Annotated in this window: 19 protein-coding genes; 10 read left to right on the top strand and 9 right to left on the bottom strand. The window is 73.3% G+C overall.

What is annotated here, in order from left to right:
* Positions 1-5 precede the first annotated feature (5 nt).
* From FHX81_RS39695 to FHX81_RS39680, 4 genes are all read right to left on the bottom strand, one after another.
* Entirely contained in the window at positions 6-371 is a 366-nt protein-coding gene (locus tag FHX81_RS39695; RefSeq protein ID WP_141983563.1) for an STAS domain-containing protein, read from the bottom strand.
* Between the two features lie 181 nt (positions 372-552).
* Positions 553-1083 carry an RICIN domain-containing protein gene (locus tag FHX81_RS39690; protein ID WP_141983562.1) on the bottom strand — a complete coding sequence of 177 codons (531 nt, stop codon included), beginning with the start codon at positions 1081-1083 and terminating at the stop codon, positions 553-555.
* A 225-nt stretch (positions 1084-1308) separates the two neighbouring features.
* Positions 1309-4533, bottom strand: coding sequence for a GH92 family glycosyl hydrolase (locus FHX81_RS39685; protein ID WP_141983561.1), 3225 nt, complete (start codon positions 4531-4533; stop codon positions 1309-1311).
* A gap of 116 nt (positions 4534-4649) precedes the next feature.
* On the bottom strand, positions 4650-5027 hold the full coding sequence (locus FHX81_RS39680; protein WP_141983560.1) for a hypothetical protein: 378 nt from the start codon (positions 5025-5027) through the stop codon (positions 4650-4652).
* A 101-nt stretch (positions 5028-5128) separates the two neighbouring features.
* On the opposite strand from FHX81_RS39680, the gene FHX81_RS39675 reads away from it, so the two are divergent.
* Positions 5129-6022, top strand: a complete 894-nt coding sequence (locus FHX81_RS39675; RefSeq protein ID WP_141983559.1) for a GDSL-type esterase/lipase family protein — start codon at positions 5129-5131, stop codon at positions 6020-6022.
* Here FHX81_RS39675 and FHX81_RS39670 read toward each other — a convergent pair.
* On the bottom strand, positions 6019-6900 hold the full coding sequence (locus tag FHX81_RS39670) for a hypothetical protein (protein WP_141983558.1): 882 nt from the start codon (positions 6898-6900) through the stop codon (positions 6019-6021). The genes FHX81_RS39675 and FHX81_RS39670 overlap by 4 nt on opposite strands.
* 80 nt (positions 6901-6980) lie before the next feature.
* Between FHX81_RS39670 and FHX81_RS39665 the strand changes: the two genes are divergently transcribed.
* Both FHX81_RS39665 and FHX81_RS39660 read left to right on the top strand, forming a co-directional pair.
* A complete protein-coding gene (locus FHX81_RS39665) occupies positions 6981-7163 on the top strand; it encodes a hypothetical protein (protein ID WP_141983557.1) in 183 nt (60 codons plus the stop codon).
* A 357-nt stretch (positions 7164-7520) separates the two neighbouring features.
* Positions 7521-7928 (top strand): PPOX class F420-dependent oxidoreductase, encoded by a 408-nt coding sequence (locus FHX81_RS39660; protein WP_141983556.1) that lies wholly within the window; start codon positions 7521-7523, stop codon positions 7926-7928.
* A gap of 9 nt (positions 7929-7937) precedes the next feature.
* Here the strand turns inward: FHX81_RS39660 and FHX81_RS39655 are convergent, their stop codons facing one another.
* The 4 genes from FHX81_RS39655 to FHX81_RS39640 form a co-directional block, all read right to left on the bottom strand.
* Entirely contained in the window at positions 7938-9173 is a 1236-nt protein-coding gene (locus tag FHX81_RS39655) for an RNA polymerase sigma factor (RefSeq protein WP_141983555.1), read from the bottom strand.
* Positions 9170-9493, bottom strand: a complete 324-nt coding sequence (locus FHX81_RS39650; RefSeq protein WP_141983554.1) for a YciI family protein — start codon at positions 9491-9493, stop codon at positions 9170-9172. Before FHX81_RS39650 ends, FHX81_RS39655 begins: the two co-directional genes overlap by 4 nt.
* Positions 9494-9529: 36 nt before the next feature.
* Complete coding sequence (locus FHX81_RS39645) at positions 9530-10147, bottom strand: dihydrofolate reductase family protein (RefSeq protein ID WP_141983553.1); 618 nt, start codon at positions 10145-10147, stop codon at positions 9530-9532.
* Positions 10148-10273: 126 nt separating this feature from the next.
* Positions 10274-10729: a carboxymuconolactone decarboxylase family protein gene (locus FHX81_RS39640; RefSeq protein WP_141983552.1), complete on the bottom strand. Its 456-nt coding sequence runs from the start codon at positions 10727-10729 to the stop codon at positions 10274-10276.
* A gap of 77 nt (positions 10730-10806) precedes the next feature.
* Between FHX81_RS39640 and FHX81_RS39635 the strand changes: the two genes are divergently transcribed.
* The 7 genes from FHX81_RS39635 to FHX81_RS39605 all read left to right on the top strand — a co-directional run bounded on the left by FHX81_RS39635 (position 10807) and on the right by FHX81_RS39605 (position 16043).
* Positions 10807-11715 (top strand): sigma-70 family RNA polymerase sigma factor, encoded by a 909-nt coding sequence (locus FHX81_RS39635; protein WP_141983551.1) that lies wholly within the window; start codon positions 10807-10809, stop codon positions 11713-11715.
* Positions 11716-11779: 64 nt separating this feature from the next.
* Positions 11780-12433, top strand: coding sequence for a response regulator transcription factor (locus tag FHX81_RS39630; RefSeq protein ID WP_141983550.1), 654 nt, complete (start codon positions 11780-11782; stop codon positions 12431-12433).
* Positions 12434-12516: 83 nt separating this feature from the next.
* Positions 12517-12900, top strand: a complete 384-nt coding sequence (locus FHX81_RS39625) for an ATP-binding protein (protein WP_141983549.1) — start codon at positions 12517-12519, stop codon at positions 12898-12900.
* 46 nt (positions 12901-12946) lie between these two features.
* The gene (locus tag FHX81_RS39620; protein WP_246108199.1) at positions 12947-14032 is read left to right on the top strand and encodes a PAS domain-containing sensor histidine kinase; all 1086 of its coding nucleotides are present in this window, start codon (positions 12947-12949) and stop codon (positions 14030-14032) included.
* Positions 14029-14415: a response regulator gene (locus tag FHX81_RS39615; RefSeq protein WP_246108198.1), complete on the top strand. Its 387-nt coding sequence runs from the start codon at positions 14029-14031 to the stop codon at positions 14413-14415. The genes FHX81_RS39620 and FHX81_RS39615 overlap by 4 nt, the downstream gene beginning before the upstream one ends.
* 84 nt (positions 14416-14499) lie before the next feature.
* Complete coding sequence (locus FHX81_RS39610) at positions 14500-14883, top strand: STAS domain-containing protein (protein WP_141983548.1); 384 nt, start codon at positions 14500-14502, stop codon at positions 14881-14883.
* A 185-nt stretch (positions 14884-15068) separates the two neighbouring features.
* Positions 15069-16043, top strand: coding sequence for a hypothetical protein (locus FHX81_RS39605; RefSeq protein ID WP_141983547.1), 975 nt, complete (start codon positions 15069-15071; stop codon positions 16041-16043).
* Positions 16044-16166 lie beyond the last annotated feature (123 nt).

Below are 16166 nucleotides of genomic sequence, written 5' to 3'. Positions count from 1 at the left end.
GTCGTTCAGCCGACCAGCAGCAGCGGGGACGCCGTGGCCGCCTCCTCCGCTTCCGCCGGGAAGTCGTGCAGGTCGAACGCGTCCGCCACGCCCGCGCCGCGCAACACCTCCCGGACCACGGGCGTCACGACGACGTGCAGCCGGACACGGTGGCCCGCCGACGCCAGCGCCGCCGCGCCGGCCGCCGAGAAGAAGGCGACCTCGCTCAGGTCGACCACCACCCCGCCCGGGCCCGCCGACGCCAGGTCCACCTGCTCCCGCAGCACCCGGGCCGTGGCGGCATCGACACAGCCCCGCACCACCAGCACCGAGGTCGACCCCAGCCGCTTGAGCGACACCACCACGTCGTCACCGGCCATCTGCAGACTCATTCCGCCCCTCGCCCATCACCGCGGTGCCCGGCACCGAAGATCACCGGCGGTCGCCGGTCACGTACCGGTTCCCTGCTTCGTCGACCGGCAAACCTCCGAGGAGGCAGCTTTCTTCGTCCTCATGATCCTCGTGCGACCGATCCGGGCTTCCACCCCCGGTCGATCCTCGACGCCCCCTCGGTCACACCACGAGGTCCCACAACTGGGCGGCCCTGTAGTCACACGCCCACTGCTGCGCGCGGGCACCGTCGGCAAGGCTGGAGTCGGCGATCTCCAGGCAGCGCAGCGTCTCCTCGTTGTAGATCACCAACGCGTCGTCCCTGGGCTCCACGTACCAGCGCATCACCGGCAGGTCCTTGCACTCCCACTGCTGCGCCCGAGCGCCGTCCTCGTAGCTGCCGTCCGCGATCTCCAGGCACTTGCCGCTGTTCACGTTGACGATGCGAAACGTCTTGCCGCCTCCCTGCCGCTCGACCCGCCACCGCATCGTCGTCGCGCTCCCGTCGCACAACCACTGCTGGGCGCGGGCTCCGTTGGCGTGACTGCTGTCGGCGATCTCCAGGCACTTCCCGCTGGCGCGATTCAGGATCTCCACCCCGTCGATCAACGCCTCAGCCGGTACCGGCACAGGGGACGCCCCGGCGGGCACGGCCACCGGCGGGGCCATCGACAACCCCAGCGCCGCCACCGCCGCGAGCCAAGCCTTGCGCATGCCGAACTCCTTCCCACCTCCGGCCGCGGCCAGGAGCTGTCGAGCAACCTCCGATCCATAGTGCGCACGAATGCCCAGGTCACGCCCGAGCCCTGCAGGTTCAACCCGACGGGGACGAGACTTCACCGGATCCGGTTAAGCCGGGGTTCACCGACGGCGGTCGGCGCGATGGGCAGACGCCGCCGGTGAACGGCTTCCGGGCGGTGGGCGAGTCCGTGGGGCCGGTCAGGCCAGGGTGATCGCGTACACCTCCACCCGAGGGTCGTTCGGCAGCGTCACGGAGTGCACGGCCTTCGCCGGGTCGAGCGGCAGCGACAGGCCGAACAACCGCACCGGCGGGCCGTCCACGCCCTGCCCGGCCTTGATCCGGTGCGGCATCTCCAGCACCACCGTGCCGCCGGAACCCGCCCAGTCGCCGACCGTCATCGGCACCTCCGCGGTGCTCCCGTCGGCGTAGCGGACGGTCACGGCCGCGGTCACCGGGCCGTTGTGCGCCGCCGCGACCAGCCGCAGCGCACCACGCTCGCCGGGCGGCAGCAGCAACGCCTGGCCCCGTGCCTCCACGAAGTTCGCCGCCGTCCCGGACGCGTCGGGCGCCTGGTACGTCACGCCACCGAGCACCACCGGTCCCGCGGCGGGCAGCAGCGCGGCGTCGTAGCTCCACCCCTGGCCGTCGAAGTCGCCCTGGTCGGACGCGGCGACGGTGGCCGTGCCGTCGTGGTTGAGCTCGCCGGCCAGGTCGACCGCGCACTGCTCGCCCGCGACCGCGCAGGTCGCCGCCCGCCGGACCTCGACCACGGCCTCACGCACGACGGTGTCCGGGCCGGTCACGGTGACCCGCACCGGGTAGCGGCCGATCGCCGTGCCCGCGGGCACGCCCACCACCACCTGCACGGTCCGCTGGGTCGGCAGCCGACCGGACCTGATCACCAACTGGCGGGTGGTCGTCACCGACCAGCCGTCGGGCGCGCTCGCCGTCACGCCCACCGGCACCGCGCCGGGAGCCTGGGCGAGCACGTCCAGGGTGAGCGGCACGGTCTGCGGCACGTCGGCCGTGGGCACGACCGCCGACACCTGCCGCAGCGACGCGTCGACGTGCCGCCGGTCGTCACCCCGGCCCCGGTTGATCGACGGCGGCTCGGCGCCCGGCCCGGTGCCCCAGGTCGACGGCGTGGTGCCCAGCCGGTGCGCCAGGGTGCCGCCGCCCGCGACGGTGTCCCAGTCCAGCCACGTTCTGCGCACGTCCCGGCCGTTGAACGACACCTGCTGGACGTACCGGTTCGCGTCGCTCGCGCCCGGCGCCGTGATGGTCAGCGTCTTGTCCCCCGTCCGGACGACCGCGCCCGGGAACTGGGGGCTGGACAGCGCGAGGAAGTCGCCGCCGCTCATCGTCGGGTACAGGCCCAGCGACGAGAACACGTACCACGCCGACATCGTGCCCAGGTCGTCGTTGCCGGTCATGCCGTCGGGGCCGGTGGTGAACAACGTCATCGCCGCGCGCACCACGGTCGCCGTCTTCGCGGGCGTGCCGGTGGACAGGTAGAAGTACGGCGCGAGCAGGTCGGGTTCGTTGTTCGGGTTGTAGGTGGGCTTGCCGTAGTAGTCGTAGGGCTGGGTGATCCAGTCCTCGCGCACGGTGCGGGCCGGGTCGGCGAGCAGCTTGTCGTAGGCGAAGAACTCGTCCAGCCGCTGCTCGGTCGCCCGCCGCCCGCCCATGAGCTCGACCAGGCCGTTCGGGTCCTGCGGCACCAGCCACCGGTACTGGAACGCGCCGCCCTCGTGGAACTGGTGGCCCGCGTCGACCGGGTTGTACGGCGTCACCCACGTGCCCTCGACCGTGCGGGGGCGGAAGTGGCCGGTCGAGGCGTCCCACAGGTTGCGGTACCACTGCCCGCGCTCGGCGAACAGGCGCGCGTCCTCGTCCTCGCCCAGCCCGCGGGCCATCACGGCGAGCGCGGCGTCCGCCGCCGCGTACTCCAGCGTGGCCGACGCCGGGTGCACGCAGTCGTTGTCACCGCCCTTGTGCGCGCAGTCCACGCCGAGCTCCAGACCGGACGGGATGTAGCCGCGGTCGCGGTAGAACTCGACCCCGGACCGCCCGTTGTACGGCGAGTCGGCCGGCGGCACGGTGGTGGCGTTGCGCTTGAGCAGCTCGTACGCCTCGGCCTCGTGCCCGGCGAGCAGGCCCTTGGACCACGCCTCGACCAGGAACGGCGTCACCGGGTCGCCGGTCATGATGTTGGTCTCGCTGTTGGCCAGCGCCCAGCGTGGCAGCCACCCGCCGTCGCGGCCGCTCGCCACCACCGACAGGGCCACGTCCCGGGCGACCTGGGGTTCGAGCAGCTCCAGCAGTTGGTTCTGCGGCCGGTAGGTGTCCCACAACGACAGGTTCTGGTAAGGCGTGAAGCCGTCGGCCACGTGCGTCCTGCCGTCGAAGCCCGTGTACCGGCCGTCCACGTCGCCGGCCAGGTTCGGGTGCAGCAGCGAGTGGTAGAGCGCGGTGTAGAACGCGGTCCGCCGCTCGGGCGTGCCGCCGTCGATCCGGATCGAGTCCAACCGCTCGACCCACGCCCGGTGTGCCTCCGTCCTGGTCGCCTCGAAGTCGAACGAGTCGCCCGTCTCGGCGGCGAGGTTCTTCCGCGCGCCCTCCAAACCCGTGTAGGACAGGCCGACCTTGAGCACGACGTCCCGGTCCGCCGTCGCGTCGAACGTCACCCACGCGCCGTTGCCGCCTTCTCCCGCCGCGTCCGGCACGCCCGGTGAGCGGGTCGTGCCGCGCCACGTGCCGAAGCTCGCGAACGGTCGGTCGAACGTGGCGGTGAAGTACACGGTGTGCTCGTCGTGACCGGCGCAGAACCGCCCGGCCCTGACCCGGCCCTCCACGGTCCGGTCGCCGACCACGTGCACCTCGGAGTCCAGCACCTGCTGGTTCGCCTTGCCGGTGTTGAACAGCACGTTGGCCTGCGCGCCCGCCGGGAACGTGTGCCGTTGCCAGCCGGTGCGCCGCGTGGCGGTCAGCTCGGCGTTCACCCCGTAGCGGGACAGCCCGACGCGGTAGTAGCCCGGCCGCGCCTCCTCGTCCGCGTGCGAGTACTTCGACCGGTACCCGGAGGTGTCAACGTTGTCCACCGGTCCGGTGGTCGGCATGATCGGCAGCTCTCCCGCCACGCCGCAGCCGACGCCGGACAGGTGCGTCTGGCTGAAGCCGTGGATCTCCTGCTGCTGGTAGTCGTACCCGCCCTGGCCGCCGGTGTCCGGGCTGACCTGCACCATGCCGAACGGCAGGCTCGCGCCGGGGAACGTGTTGCCGAAGTTCTGCGTGCCGACGAACGGGTTGACCAGCGTGGTCGGGTCCACCGCGGCGGACGGCGCGGGCGCGGCCACCGCCGGTGCACCCCCCAGGGTGAGCGCGGCGGCCAGCAGGAGCGTGGTGCCTGTTCTGAGCGGCATCGGCAAGGGGCCTCTCTGGGTGACAACGTTGTCAGGTGATCCGCGTGCCCGATCACCGCTCCGACTCTCGCTCATGACTCCCCCGCTCGTCCAGCCCCGGCCGTGACCCTGACCGGTCAAAGCCGGCGGCGGTGGGTCGATACGTGGCCGAGGACCGGTGGGGCTTCTTCATCGCGTACGCGAGCCCCGACCGCGGGCGTGTCGCTGGTGGGCATGTCGAACCTGCCGGCGATGGCGCGGTCGGTGCCGGAGACGTGGCGCGCCGAGATGGCCGAGCGGATCGGCGACCCGGACACCGAGGCGGACTTCCCGCTGTCCCGCTCACCGATCACCTGCGCCGACAACATCACCGCGCCGCTGTTCGTGATCCAGGGTGCGGGAACGCGGGTGCGACCGTGCGCCACGACGTCCACGAGGAGGAGGGCCACGGCGTCACCAATCACGAGAACGAGTTCCAGGCCTTGGGCGACGTCGCCGACTTCCTGATCGCGCACCCGTCACACCCGGAATCGACCATCCACAGTGGACCGCGATTGGCGCCCGCGCCCGCGGGTAGCCTGGGGGATCGACACAGGGTTCACCGGAAGGGGTCGACGTGCCGGGACTTCGGCGAACCGCGCTGATCGGGGCGGTGCTGGTGGTGCTCACGGCGTGCACCACGACGCCCGGCCCGACCCCGCCGCCGGGGTCCACCACGAGCGAGCCGCCCGCCGACCGCGTGTACGTGTCGCTGGGCGACTCCTACGCGACGGGCTACCGACCGGCGACCGGCGGCGCACCCGCGGGCGGCAGCCAGAACGGGTTCGCCTACCTCGTCGCCGAGCGGTCGGACCTGCGGTTGATCAACTTGGCGTGCAGCGGCGCGACGTCCACCCAGCTGCGGACCGCACCCGGCTGCCCGCCCGCCGCCCGCGGCCCGGACGCGCCCGACCTCGCGGGCCGCACCCAGCTCGACGCGGCCGTGCAGACCCTGCGCGAGCACCGGGGGCGGGTCGGTCTGGTGACCGTCGTGATCGGCGGCAACGACCTGGCGCCGTGCGCCGGGGCGCGCGACCCGCTGACGTGCGCGTCCGAGGCCGTGGCCACCACCCGGGCCATCCTGGCCGCGGCCCTGCCCGTCCTGCGCGAAGCCGCGGGCGACGCGCCGGTCGTCGGCCTGACCTACCCGGACGTGTTCCTCGGCGCGTGGGTGTCCCCCGCGTTCCCGAACGGCCAGGACCTCGCCCGGCTGTCGGTGTCGCTGTTCCGCGACTTCTTCAACGCCGCCCTCAAGGCCGAGTACGGCAAGGTGGGCGCGGACTTCGTCGACATCACCGCCGCCACGGGCGGCTACGACCCGTTGACGGAGACCACCCAGGACCCCGCCTACGGTCCGATCCCGACACCGGTGGCGAAGGTGTGCGCCCTGACGTACTTCTGCGAGCAGACCGACGTCCACCCCACCCCCGCCGGCCACGAGGCGATCGCCGACGCCGTCCTGGGTCGCTAGTCGCGGCGGCCGAACGCGCCGCGCAACTGTGCCCGCACCCGCCGCCCGGCCACCCGCACCGGCTCGACCACGGACTCGCGCACCCACCGCGCCGGAGCCACCACGGCGGCCCGCCACACCCGACGGACCGCCCGCCCGACCGGCGCCAGCACCACCCGGTACAGCCACCGCGCCGGCGTCACGACCAGCGCGCGGACCACTCGCGAGAACAACCGCCACGCCCACACCACCGCGTCCAGCACCAGCCGACCGACGAACGCCATCCCCCGCCCCACCCACCGGACCGCCCGCGCGCACCGCACGACCACTTCCCGCCACAGCCAGCGCACGGGCAGCGCGACCAGCGTCCGCCAGCACCACGCCAGCGGCTCCAGCACCACCAGCCGCAGCGCCCGCCCTACCCGGCGCAGGACGTCCGCGAGGACCACGTCCAGCACCCGCAACCACCGCCCGACCGGCGTGAACACCCACCGCAGCCCACGCCCCGCCGGCCGCAGCACGAACCGCACCAGCCCCCGGAACACCCACCGGATCCCGGCACCCGAGGCACCGAACCCGCGCGCCACGAGCGTCCCGACCGGTCGGACCAGGTACCGCCACACCACCCGGCCGGACCACCTCGACCCGTCGCCGAGCACACCGGCCACCCACCGCGAACCGCGTCCGACCGGCGCGAACACCCACCGCCACGCGAACCGGCCGACGGCGCGAACGACGTCCCGCCCCCACCGCGCCACGGCCACCAGCGGTCGCCGCACCGCCCGTCCGACGACCTTGACCCACTCCCACACGAGCCGCACCGGCACCACGACCACCACGGCGACGACACGCGCCGCCCACACCGCCCAGCGCGGCGACTGCGGCTCCTCGGCGTTCACGCCACCTTGAACGCACGCCGTTCACGCCCGGTGCCGTGCTCACGAGGAGTCGCACGTCACGTCCCCCGTATCGTCGCGCCGTGCTCGACCGCATCAGGGGCAACGCCCGCGCCGCCGAGCTGCCGGCGACCGTGTTCGACTTCGACCTCGACCGCGCCGACCACGGCGAACCCGTGCGCCCGTCGTGGGGCGGCGAGCTCCGCCGGATCGCCGGCGACGCCTCGGGCGGCACGTTCTCCGCGTGCGGCGGGCCGGTGCTGTAGACGAGTTCGGAAGGCCAGGCCGGTGTCCTCGCGGCCGACCCGACCGCCGCGCTCCCCTGATCATCGGCGTGCCGACGTGGCACGACGTGGTCGCCGCGGCCCGGGACCCGGCCGCCATGCGCGCCGCCTAGGAGTCGACCCACACCGAGCTGCTCGAGGACGAGGCGGACCTCGACCGGCACCAGACCGAGGTCTGCACCGCACTGCGCCTCGACCGCGTCCCGATCGACGACCTGCTGACCCGCCTGCGCACCGCCACACCGACCTCTCCCCCGGTACCGCCTGCTCGACGACGAGGGCGACGAGACGAACCGCTCTGACCGTCACGGCACGGTCCGCGCGGGATAGCGTGACGCCATGGCCTTCACCGACGAAGAGATCGCCTACCTGCGGTCGCACCCGCTCGGGCGGCTGGCGACCCTCGGCGCGGCCGACCAGCCCGACGTCGTGCCGGTGACCGTCGAGTTCGACGGGACGTTCCTCTGGGTGGGCGGCGGCGCGACCGTGCGCGGCACCCGGAAGTTCCGCAACGTCGCCTCCGGGCACCCCAAGGTGGCGCTGGTCGTCGACGACCTCGTGTCGGTCGACCCGTTCATCGCGCGGGGCATCCGGGTCTACGGCCACGCCGAGGAGCCGTTCGACCGGGTCGGCATGGTCGGCCCGGGCACCTACCTGCGCATCACGCCGACCGTCTCGTGGAGTTGGAACCTCGCGGGCGAACCCGTCGGCGACGCGTGGTACCCGTCGACCAAGACGGTCCACTAGCACCGTCCACTACCCCAGTTGGTCGCGGCGGCGGGTCAGGTAGGCGGTTTCGGCGGTGTTGCCGGCCAGCTCGATGGCCCGGTCGTACGCCACGCGCGACTCCCGGCTGCGACCCAGCCGGCGCAGCAGGTCGGCCCGCGTGACGTGGTAGGCGTGGTAGCCGGACAACACGGGTTCGAGGCGGTCGACGGCCGCCAGGGCCACCTCCGGTCCGTCGAGTTCGGCGACCGCGATCGCCCGGTTGAGCGCGACCATCGGCGAGGGGTCGACCCGGACGAGCTGGTCGTAGAGGGCGAGGACCTGCGACCAGTCGGTGTCGCGGATGTCGCGGGCCGAGGTGTGCACGGCGTTGATCGCGGCCAGGATCTGGTACCGCCCGGGAGCGACGCCGGCGGCGGCCGCGGCGAGGCGGGAGCGCACCAACCGGTGGCCCTCGCCGATCAACTCCGCGTCCCACGCCCCGCGGTCCTGCTCCGCCAGCGGGACCAGTTCGCCGCCGGCCGAGACCCGGGCCGGGCGGCGCGCCTCGATCAGCAGCATGAGCGCCAGCAACCCGGCCACCTCGCCGTCGTCGGGCAGCAGTGAACGGATCAGGCGGGTGAGCCGGATCGCCTCCGCGGTGAGGTCCTGGCGCACCGGGTCGGTGTCGGGCCCGGTGGCCAGGTAGCCCTCGTTGAACACGAGGAACAGGACGGTCAGCACGCCGGAGACGCGGGCCGGGAGGTCGTCGGCGGACGGCACGCGGTACGGGATGCGCGCCGCCTTGACCTTGGCCTTCGCGCGCGTGATCCGCTGCCCCACGGTGTTCTCGGACACCAGGAAGGCGCGGGCGATCTCCGGCACGGTCAGCCCGCCGACCATGCGCAACGTCAGCGCCAGGCGCGCTTGCACCGCCAGCGCCGGGTGGCAGCAGGTGAAGATCAGCCGCAGCCGGTCGTCGTCGATGACGCCGAGAGGCTCCGGCGGGCTGTCGTCGTGCACCACCCGTGCCTCCTTCTGCTTCTCGTCGCGCTTGCTCTCGCGCCGGATCCGGTCGATGGCCTTGTGGTTGGCGGTGGTGGTCAGCCACGCGCCGGGGTTGGGCGGCACGCCGTCGGCGGGCCACCGCTCGACGGCGACCGCGAACGCCTCGGCGGCCGACTCCTCGGCGAGGTCGAGGTCACCGAAGCGCCTGGTCACCGCGGCGACGACGCGGGCCCACTCCTCGCGGTGGGCCCGCGTGACCGCCCGCTCCGCGTGGCTCACCGGAACGGCCGCACCTCGATCTTGCGGTCGCAGACCTGCGACGCCTCGGCGGCGAGCTTGAGCGCCACGTCCAGGTCGGGGGCCTCCCACACCCACACGCCGGCGAGGTACTCCTTCGACTCGACGAACGGCCCGTCGCTGAACACGGCCTGCTCGCCCCGGTTGTCGACCACCGTGGCCGCGTCGGTGTCCGCGAGCCCGCCCGCGAAGACCCAGTGGCCCTCGGCGATCAGCCGTTCGTTGAACGCGCTGATCGCGGGCTGCCGGTCCGTGCTGCCGGGGTTGCTCTTGTCGTCGATGACCGAAACCAGGTACTGCATCGGGATTCCTTTCCGCGGGTGTCGGGGGTGGGGACTTCAGGCCGCCGCGTACCGCGGACGCCCGGCCGGACGGTGGACCTGGATCGTCACGCCCTTCGCATCGACCCGCGACTCGACCAGGTCGAGCGCGAGGTCCGGGCCCGTCTCCGGGAACAACCGCGTGCCCTGGCCGAGGACCACCGGCACGACGACCAGGATCATCTCGTCGACCAGGTCGTGCTCCAGCAAGGACCGGATCAGCGCGCCGCTGCCGTGCACCTGCAGGTCGCCCGCCGCCTCGCGCTTCAGGTCCCGGACGGCGGCCACGACGTCCCCGGACAGCACGGTGGTGCCCGACCACGCCGGGTCGGTGAGCGTGCCGGACACCACGTACTTGGGCCGGGCGTTCAGCGCCCGCAGGACGGGCTCCCAGCCGGGCACGTCCCGTTCCGCCCAGGACCCCCACAAGCCGGCGAACAACTCGTAGGTCCGCCGGCCGAACAGGAACGCGTCGGCGCGCCGGTAGGTCTCGTTGATGAACGCGTGGGTCTCGTCGTCGGCCTTCCCGATGGCCCACCCGCCGCGCTCGAACCCGTTCCGGCGGTCGTCCGAGACGTGGCCGTTGCCCTGCATCACCCCGTCGAGCGTGACCTGGGTCATGGTGGTCAGCTTCATGTCCGCGCTTCCTCCCGTGGTGCCGGCCGGCCCCCTGCGGGCGGCCTCACCACTGCTACGAACACCACGACCCCGATCCGACACGACGTCCGAGGTTTCTCCGAGGAGTTTCCCGGACGCCGGTGATCAGCCCCAGGCGCCCGCCACCTGCTTGGTGGCCGCGTTGAGGCGGTTCCACACGTTGACCGTGGCGACGGCGACCAACAACGCCGAGAGCTGCCGCTCGTCGTAGTGCTCCGCGGCCTCCTGCCACACCGCGTCCGGCACGGGGTCGGGGCGGTCGGACAGCCGCGTCACGGCCTCGGCCAGCGCCAGGGCCGCGCGTTCCGCCTCCGTGTAGTACGGGGTGTCCCGCCACGCGCCGACCGCGACGATCCGCTCGTCGGACTCACCGGCCTTCCGCAGCGCCTTGCCGTGCATGTCCACGCACACGCCGCACCCGTTGATCTGCGACGCCCGCAGGTTGACCAGCTCCATCAACGACTGCGGCAGCCCGGCTTGCTGCGCCGTCCTGCCCAGCGCGATCAGCGCCTCCATCGTGCCGGGCAGGGTGGCGGCGGGGTGGTTCATCCGTGCTCGCATGCCGGTCCTCGTTCCTGTCACATCGTGCTCGTCCGGTCCGTCACCTCCCTGACGGACCGAGCACGGAGGATGTGACAGTGATCGACGACGAACTTCTCGCGACCCGCTTCGAGGCCGACCGCGGCCACCTCAGGGCGGTGGCCTACCGGGTGCTCGGCTCGATGAGCGAGGCCGAGGACGCCGTGCAGGAGGCGTGGGTGCGGCTGCAGCGCTCGGACACCGACGCGGTCGCCAACCTCACCGGTTGGCTGACCACCGTCGTCGGCCGGGTCTGCCTGGACATGCTGCGCTCGCGCGCCTCGCGGCGCGAGGACCCGCTGGACGTGCGCGTGCCCGACCCGGTGGTTGACCCGGACGAGGGCGGCGACCCCGAGCACGAGGCGGTGCTGGCGGACTCCGTCGGCCTGGCCCTGCTGGTGGTGCTGGAGACGTTGACGCCCGCCGAACGGCTGGCGTTCGTGCTGCACGACCTGTTCGCCGTCCCGTTCGACGACATCGCCCCGATCGTCGGCCGCACCCCGGCCGCGGCACGCCAACTGGCCAGCCGCGCCCGCAAGCGGGTCCGGGGCGGCGCGCCGGTCCCGGACGACCTGCCCCGCCAGCGGGAGGTGGTGACCGCGTTCACCGCCGCCGCCCGCAACGGCGACTTCGAGGCGCTGCTCGAAGTCCTCGACCCCGAGGTCGTGCTGCGCGTCGACTTCGGGGCGCTCAACCCGGACCTGACGGCGACCGTGCGCGGCGCGGCGGAGGTCGCCCGCCGGGCGCTCCTGTTCCGCCGGCCCGAGGGCGTCAGCCGGCTCGTCCTGGTCAACGGCGGTATGGGCATCCTCACCGCGCCCGGTGGCAGGCCCGCGTCGGTCATGGGCTTCACGGTCAGCGGCGGCCGGATCGTCGCGATCGACGTGCTGGCCGACCCCGAGCGGGTGGCCCGGCTGGACCTGTCGGCGCTCGGCCTCCCCCGCAGCGGCGATCTTCCGGCCCGCTGACCGGTCCCGACGGCGTCGTGGGTCTAGGGTGGGTGCTCGGACCAGCGACGAGGATCTGCACAGCATGGCGCACCCACCCCACCCGTCCCGTCCTGTCGTCCGCGCGGTCCTGGTGGAGGACCACCACATGGTGGCCGAGGCGATCCGGCTGGCGTGGGCGGACTCGGGCGAAGTCGAGGTCGTCGCCACGGTCGGCTCGGTGGCCGCCGCCGTGACCGAGGTCCGGCGGCACCGGCCCGACGTCGTGCTGCTGGACCGCCGGCTGCCCGACGGCGACGGCCTGGACGCGATCGGGCGGTTCGAGGAGTGGGGCGCGCGGGTGCTGGTGCTGACCGGCGAGGCGACCGTGTCCGTCGCCGCGCGGGCCGCCGAGGCGGGTGCGGCGGGCCTGGTGCTCAAGTCGGCCCGGCTGGAGGAGCTGACCGACGCCGTGCTGCGGGTGGCGGCCGGTGAGGTCGTGTTCGACGGCGGGCTGCTCGGCGGCGTGCTGGACCAGCTCACCGGGCGGGCCAAGTCGGGCGTGGTCCCGCTCACGGTCCGCGAGCGGGAGGCGTTGGTCCTGATGGCCGCGGGCGCGAGCACGGAGGAGATGGGCGCGCGCATGGGCGTGGCCCGCAACACCGTGCGCAACCACGTGCAGCGGGTGCTGGAGAAGCTCGGGGCCCGGTCGAAGCTCGAGGCCGTGGCGATCGCCCGCCGCGACGGCCTGCTGGACTAGTGCACGTGCACCAGGCACGACGGTGTCGGTGCGTCTGGGCGCGAACCGGTCGGATACCGCAGTCTGTGACCGTGGACCTCTCGGTGTCTGGCCCGGTCGTGGAGTTCAGCGCGCCGATCGACCGGGGCGCCGCGGGCCTGGCCCGTGACTTCGTCCGCAAGACCCTCGCCGACCTGGGCTACGCCGGTGATCACAGCGACGTCGTGCTCGTGGTCTCCGAGCTGGTGTCCAACGCCCTGCGGCACACCACCACCATCCCGGTGATCCGGCTGGCGGGCGACGTGCACAGGCTTCGGATCGAGGTCGCGGACGGCAGTCCGGTGCTCCCGCGGCTGTCGGCGACCGTCGGCGGGTGGGGCATGCAGCTCATCTCGCGGTTGACCAACGCGTGGGGCGCCGTCCCCGATCGCGGCGGCAAGGTCGTCTGGTGCGAGATGAGCGCCGAAGCGCTCCCCGGCACGCTCTGACACCGGGCCCGTGGCACCCGCGCGGACCATGGTGCACAGTGTCGCCATGCCGGCCGACCACCCCGCCGAACGCGACTTCGAACACCCGACCGAGGACGCGTACCGCCTGCTGGTGGACAGCGTGCTGGACTACGCGATCTTCATGCTGGACCCGACCGGCCGGATCGTGAGCTGGAACGCCGGGGCCGAGCTGATCAAGGGCTACACCGCCGACGACATCCTCGGCGAGCACTTCTCCGTCTTCTACCCGCCCGAGGACCTGGTGGCGCGCAAGCCGTGGCGCGAGCTGGAGGTGGCCGTCGACGCCGGCCGGTTCGAGGACGAGGGCTGGCGGCTGCGCAAGGACGGCACCCGGTTCTGGGCCAACGTCGTGATCACCGCCCTGTTCGGCCCGTCCGGCGAGCTGCGCGGGTTCGCCAAGGTCACCCGGGACATGACCGAGCACCGGCGGGTCGAGCAGACCGTGGTCGAGCAGCGCAGGCTGGTCGGCCACCTGGTGGAGGCGCAGGAGCTGGAACGCCGCCGCATCGCGTGGGACGTGCACGACGACTCGATCCAGTCCATGGTCGCGGTCGGCATGCGGCTGCAACTGCTGGCCAACCGGCTGCCACCCGAGGACGCCGCGGTCGTGCGGCAGCTCGACGAGGCCGTGCGCGCGTGCATCGGGCGGCTGCGCAACCTGGTGTTCCGGCTGCGCCCGCCGGAGCTCGACCGGCACAGCCTGGTGCAGGCGCTGGACCACCACCTCACCGACGTGGCCGGCGCGTCGGGCATGACCTACCGGCTTCGGCACGAGCTGGACCACGAGCCGCCCGCCGAGTCCGCCGTCACGATCTTCCGCATCTGCCAGGAAGCACTGGCCAACATCCGCAAGCACGCGCGCGCCTCGGCCGTGGAGGTGTCGCTGACCTCCGTCGACGACGGCACGCTGGTCGAGATCGCGGACGACGGCGTGGGGGTCGGGTCCGGTGCCGGCGAGCCGTCCGACGGCCGGGCGTCCGACCACTTCGGCATGATCGAGATGCGGGAGCGCGCGGAGACGGCGGGCGGGTGGTGGTCGGTGAGCGAGAGCCCGGGCGGTGGTGCGCTGGTGCGGTTCTGGGTCCCCGCGTCGCACGGGGGCGCACCGTGACCGATGCCAAGCTCAGGGTGGTGATCTCCGACGACGACCCGATGATCCGCGACGCGCTGCGCGAGGTGCTCGACGCCGAGCCGGACTTCGAGGTCGTCGCGGTGGCGCGGGACGCGGACGAGGCGATCGAGCTCGTCGAACGCCACTCGCCCGCCGTCGTCGTGCTCGACGTCCGCATGCCCGGCGGTGGCGGCGGCCGTGCCGCGCGGGAGATCAGGCTGCGGTGGCCGAACACGGGCATCCTCGCGCTGTCGGCGTTCACCGACCGGGAGACGTTCCGGGAGTTCCAGTCGGCCGGGGTCGGCGAGCACCTGGTCAAGGGGGCGTCGAACAGCGACATCGTCGCCGCGGTCCGCCGGTTGGGACGACCGGGGCGCGGCTGACCACCCGGGGTTCGGCAGCGCCCACCGGGTGTCGCCGGCCTGGTACAACTGTGGTTCGACCACGCATCGCACCGAGGAGTCGTCGTGCCTGAGCCGATGGGGCAACCCTCACCGATCCTCGACATCCGTGTCACACGTGCGGGTGATGTCCTGGTCATCGGCGTGACGGGTGAGCTCGACTCGGACACCGTGCCCGAGGTCCGCGCCGCCCTCGACGCCGGCCTGTCGGAGCCGTCGTCCGCCGTGGTCCTCGACCTGTCCGAGGTCGGCTTCTTCAGCTCCGCCGGCCTGTCGCTGCTGCTGGAGACGCGCCGCCGCGTCGACGTGCTGGCCGTCGTGGCGACCCGGCGGGCCGTGCTGAGGCCGATCCAGCTGACCGCCATCGCGCCGTTGTTGAGCGTGTTCGCCTCGGTCGACGAGGCGCTGGTCCGGGCCGCGTCGACGCAGCACGCGCACCAGGCCGACTAGCGCCCGCACCGGCGTGCGGCCGGGTCGGCAGGCCCCTACTGCCCGAACGGCCGCCTCCGCGCCGGCACGAACGGGCCGAACTCGGCCGAACCCGAACCCGAACCCTGCGGCCGCTCCCGGCGCTTCCCGGAACTTCCGGGAACACCGGACACCGGGGGGAAACACCATGGGAAGACGTTCATCCGGTGTGCTCGCGGCCGGGGTCGCCGCCGCACTGCTTCCGGCCGGCCAGACCGCCGCCACCGCCCAACCTCCAGCCGTCGCGCGGCTCCACCCGACCCGCTGCTGCTGTTCCCGTCGAACCCGGCGGGCACCGACTGGTCCACCGTCGCCCGCGACCGCGAGGCGAAGGGCCGGGCACGGTTCCAGCGCGCGAGCACGCAGGCCGCCACGCCGTACCGGGAAGAGGAGCGGCCGGCAGCCGCGGGGCCACCTCGAAGATCGCGCTGACCGGCGACATCAGGCCCGACGACACCGTACCGACGCTGCCGCCGTTCCCCGAGGCGAACGACGCCACCGGCCTGGCGGGCGACACCGGCATCCCGGCCACCCGCCGCGCGCTGCGCACCAGCGGCGTCATCGGCGACGGCCCGCACGGCAGCACGGGCGACGGCACCGGCGACTTCGACTACTACTCCTTCGACCTGCGCGCCGGCGACGTGCTCGGCGCGTCCCTGGCCGGTGGCGGCACCCGGCTCGCGGTCCACGACCCGGCCGGCCGCGAGGTGTTCGGCTCCTCGCAAGACCTCACCAGCCTCTTCGCCGTCGACTCGCCGATGCCCGGAGGCGGCAACGCCGTCATCGACTTCGACGAGATCAGCGCACCGGCCGGGCCGGCGTGGTCGCCGAACACCTACCTCGGTCCGCGCGGCGACCGGATCGCGTTCCTCGGCCGTGCGATCGGCAACATGACCAGCCACGAGGCCGGGCACATGTCGGGCAGTCGGCACACCGGCGTGCGCAACGACGTGCACGGCGTGATGGATACCGGTGGCGACCCGACCGTGATGTTCGCGGTGGGCCCGGACGGCGTCGGCGGCACGGCCGACGACCCGGACCTCGACATCGTCACCGACGCGTTGAGCCCGGGCGAGGGTTTCACCGGCGTCGAGGACACCGCCGTCCGCACCGCGTGGGCGTTCGTCCGGGCCGCCGGCTGACCCGATAGGGGGGTCCGGCGTCACGGCCGCGCTCACCGCGTCCCCGTTAAGGGCAATCCGTTCACCCGACGCGGCATCATCCGGTTGACCGCGCGGTGCCCGGAGACGGCCGTGCCTACCGTG

The sequence above is a fragment of the Saccharothrix saharensis genome (assembly GCF_006716745.1).
GTDB classification, from domain to species: domain Bacteria; phylum Actinomycetota; class Actinomycetes; order Mycobacteriales; family Pseudonocardiaceae; genus Actinosynnema; species Actinosynnema saharense.
Note: the sequence above shows the minus strand (reverse complement) of the source record. Positions and strands in the feature narration are given on the sequence as shown.

What these genes read in the sequence shown, in the direction of transcription:
- FHX81_RS39660 (WP_141983556.1), top strand. Translation starts at nt 7,521, where the DNA reads ATGGCCTTCACCGACGAAGAGATCGCCTACCTGCGGTCGCACCCGCTC.
- FHX81_RS39645 (WP_141983553.1), bottom strand. Translation starts at nt 10,147, where the DNA reads ATGAAGCTGACCACCATGACCCAGGTCACGCTCGACGGGGTGATGCAG.
- FHX81_RS39640 (WP_141983552.1), bottom strand. Translation starts at nt 10,729, where the DNA reads ATGCGAGCACGGATGAACCACCCCGCCGCCACCCTGCCCGGCACGATG.
- FHX81_RS39650 (WP_141983554.1), bottom strand. Translation starts at nt 9,493, where the DNA reads ATGCAGTACCTGGTTTCGGTCATCGACGACAAGAGCAACCCCGGCAGC.
- FHX81_RS39630 (WP_141983550.1), top strand. Translation starts at nt 11,780, where the DNA reads ATGGCGCACCCACCCCACCCGTCCCGTCCTGTCGTCCGCGCGGTCCTG.
- FHX81_RS39690 (WP_141983562.1), bottom strand. Translation starts at nt 1,083, where the DNA reads ATGCGCAAGGCTTGGCTCGCGGCGGTGGCGGCGCTGGGGTTGTCGATG.
- FHX81_RS39695 (WP_141983563.1), bottom strand. Translation starts at nt 371, where the DNA reads ATGAGTCTGCAGATGGCCGGTGACGACGTGGTGGTGTCGCTCAAGCGG.
- FHX81_RS39685 (WP_141983561.1), bottom strand. Translation starts at nt 4,533, where the DNA reads ATGCCGCTCAGAACAGGCACCACGCTCCTGCTGGCCGCCGCGCTCACC.
- FHX81_RS39620 (WP_246108199.1), top strand. Translation starts at nt 12,947, where the DNA reads ATGCCGGCCGACCACCCCGCCGAACGCGACTTCGAACACCCGACCGAG.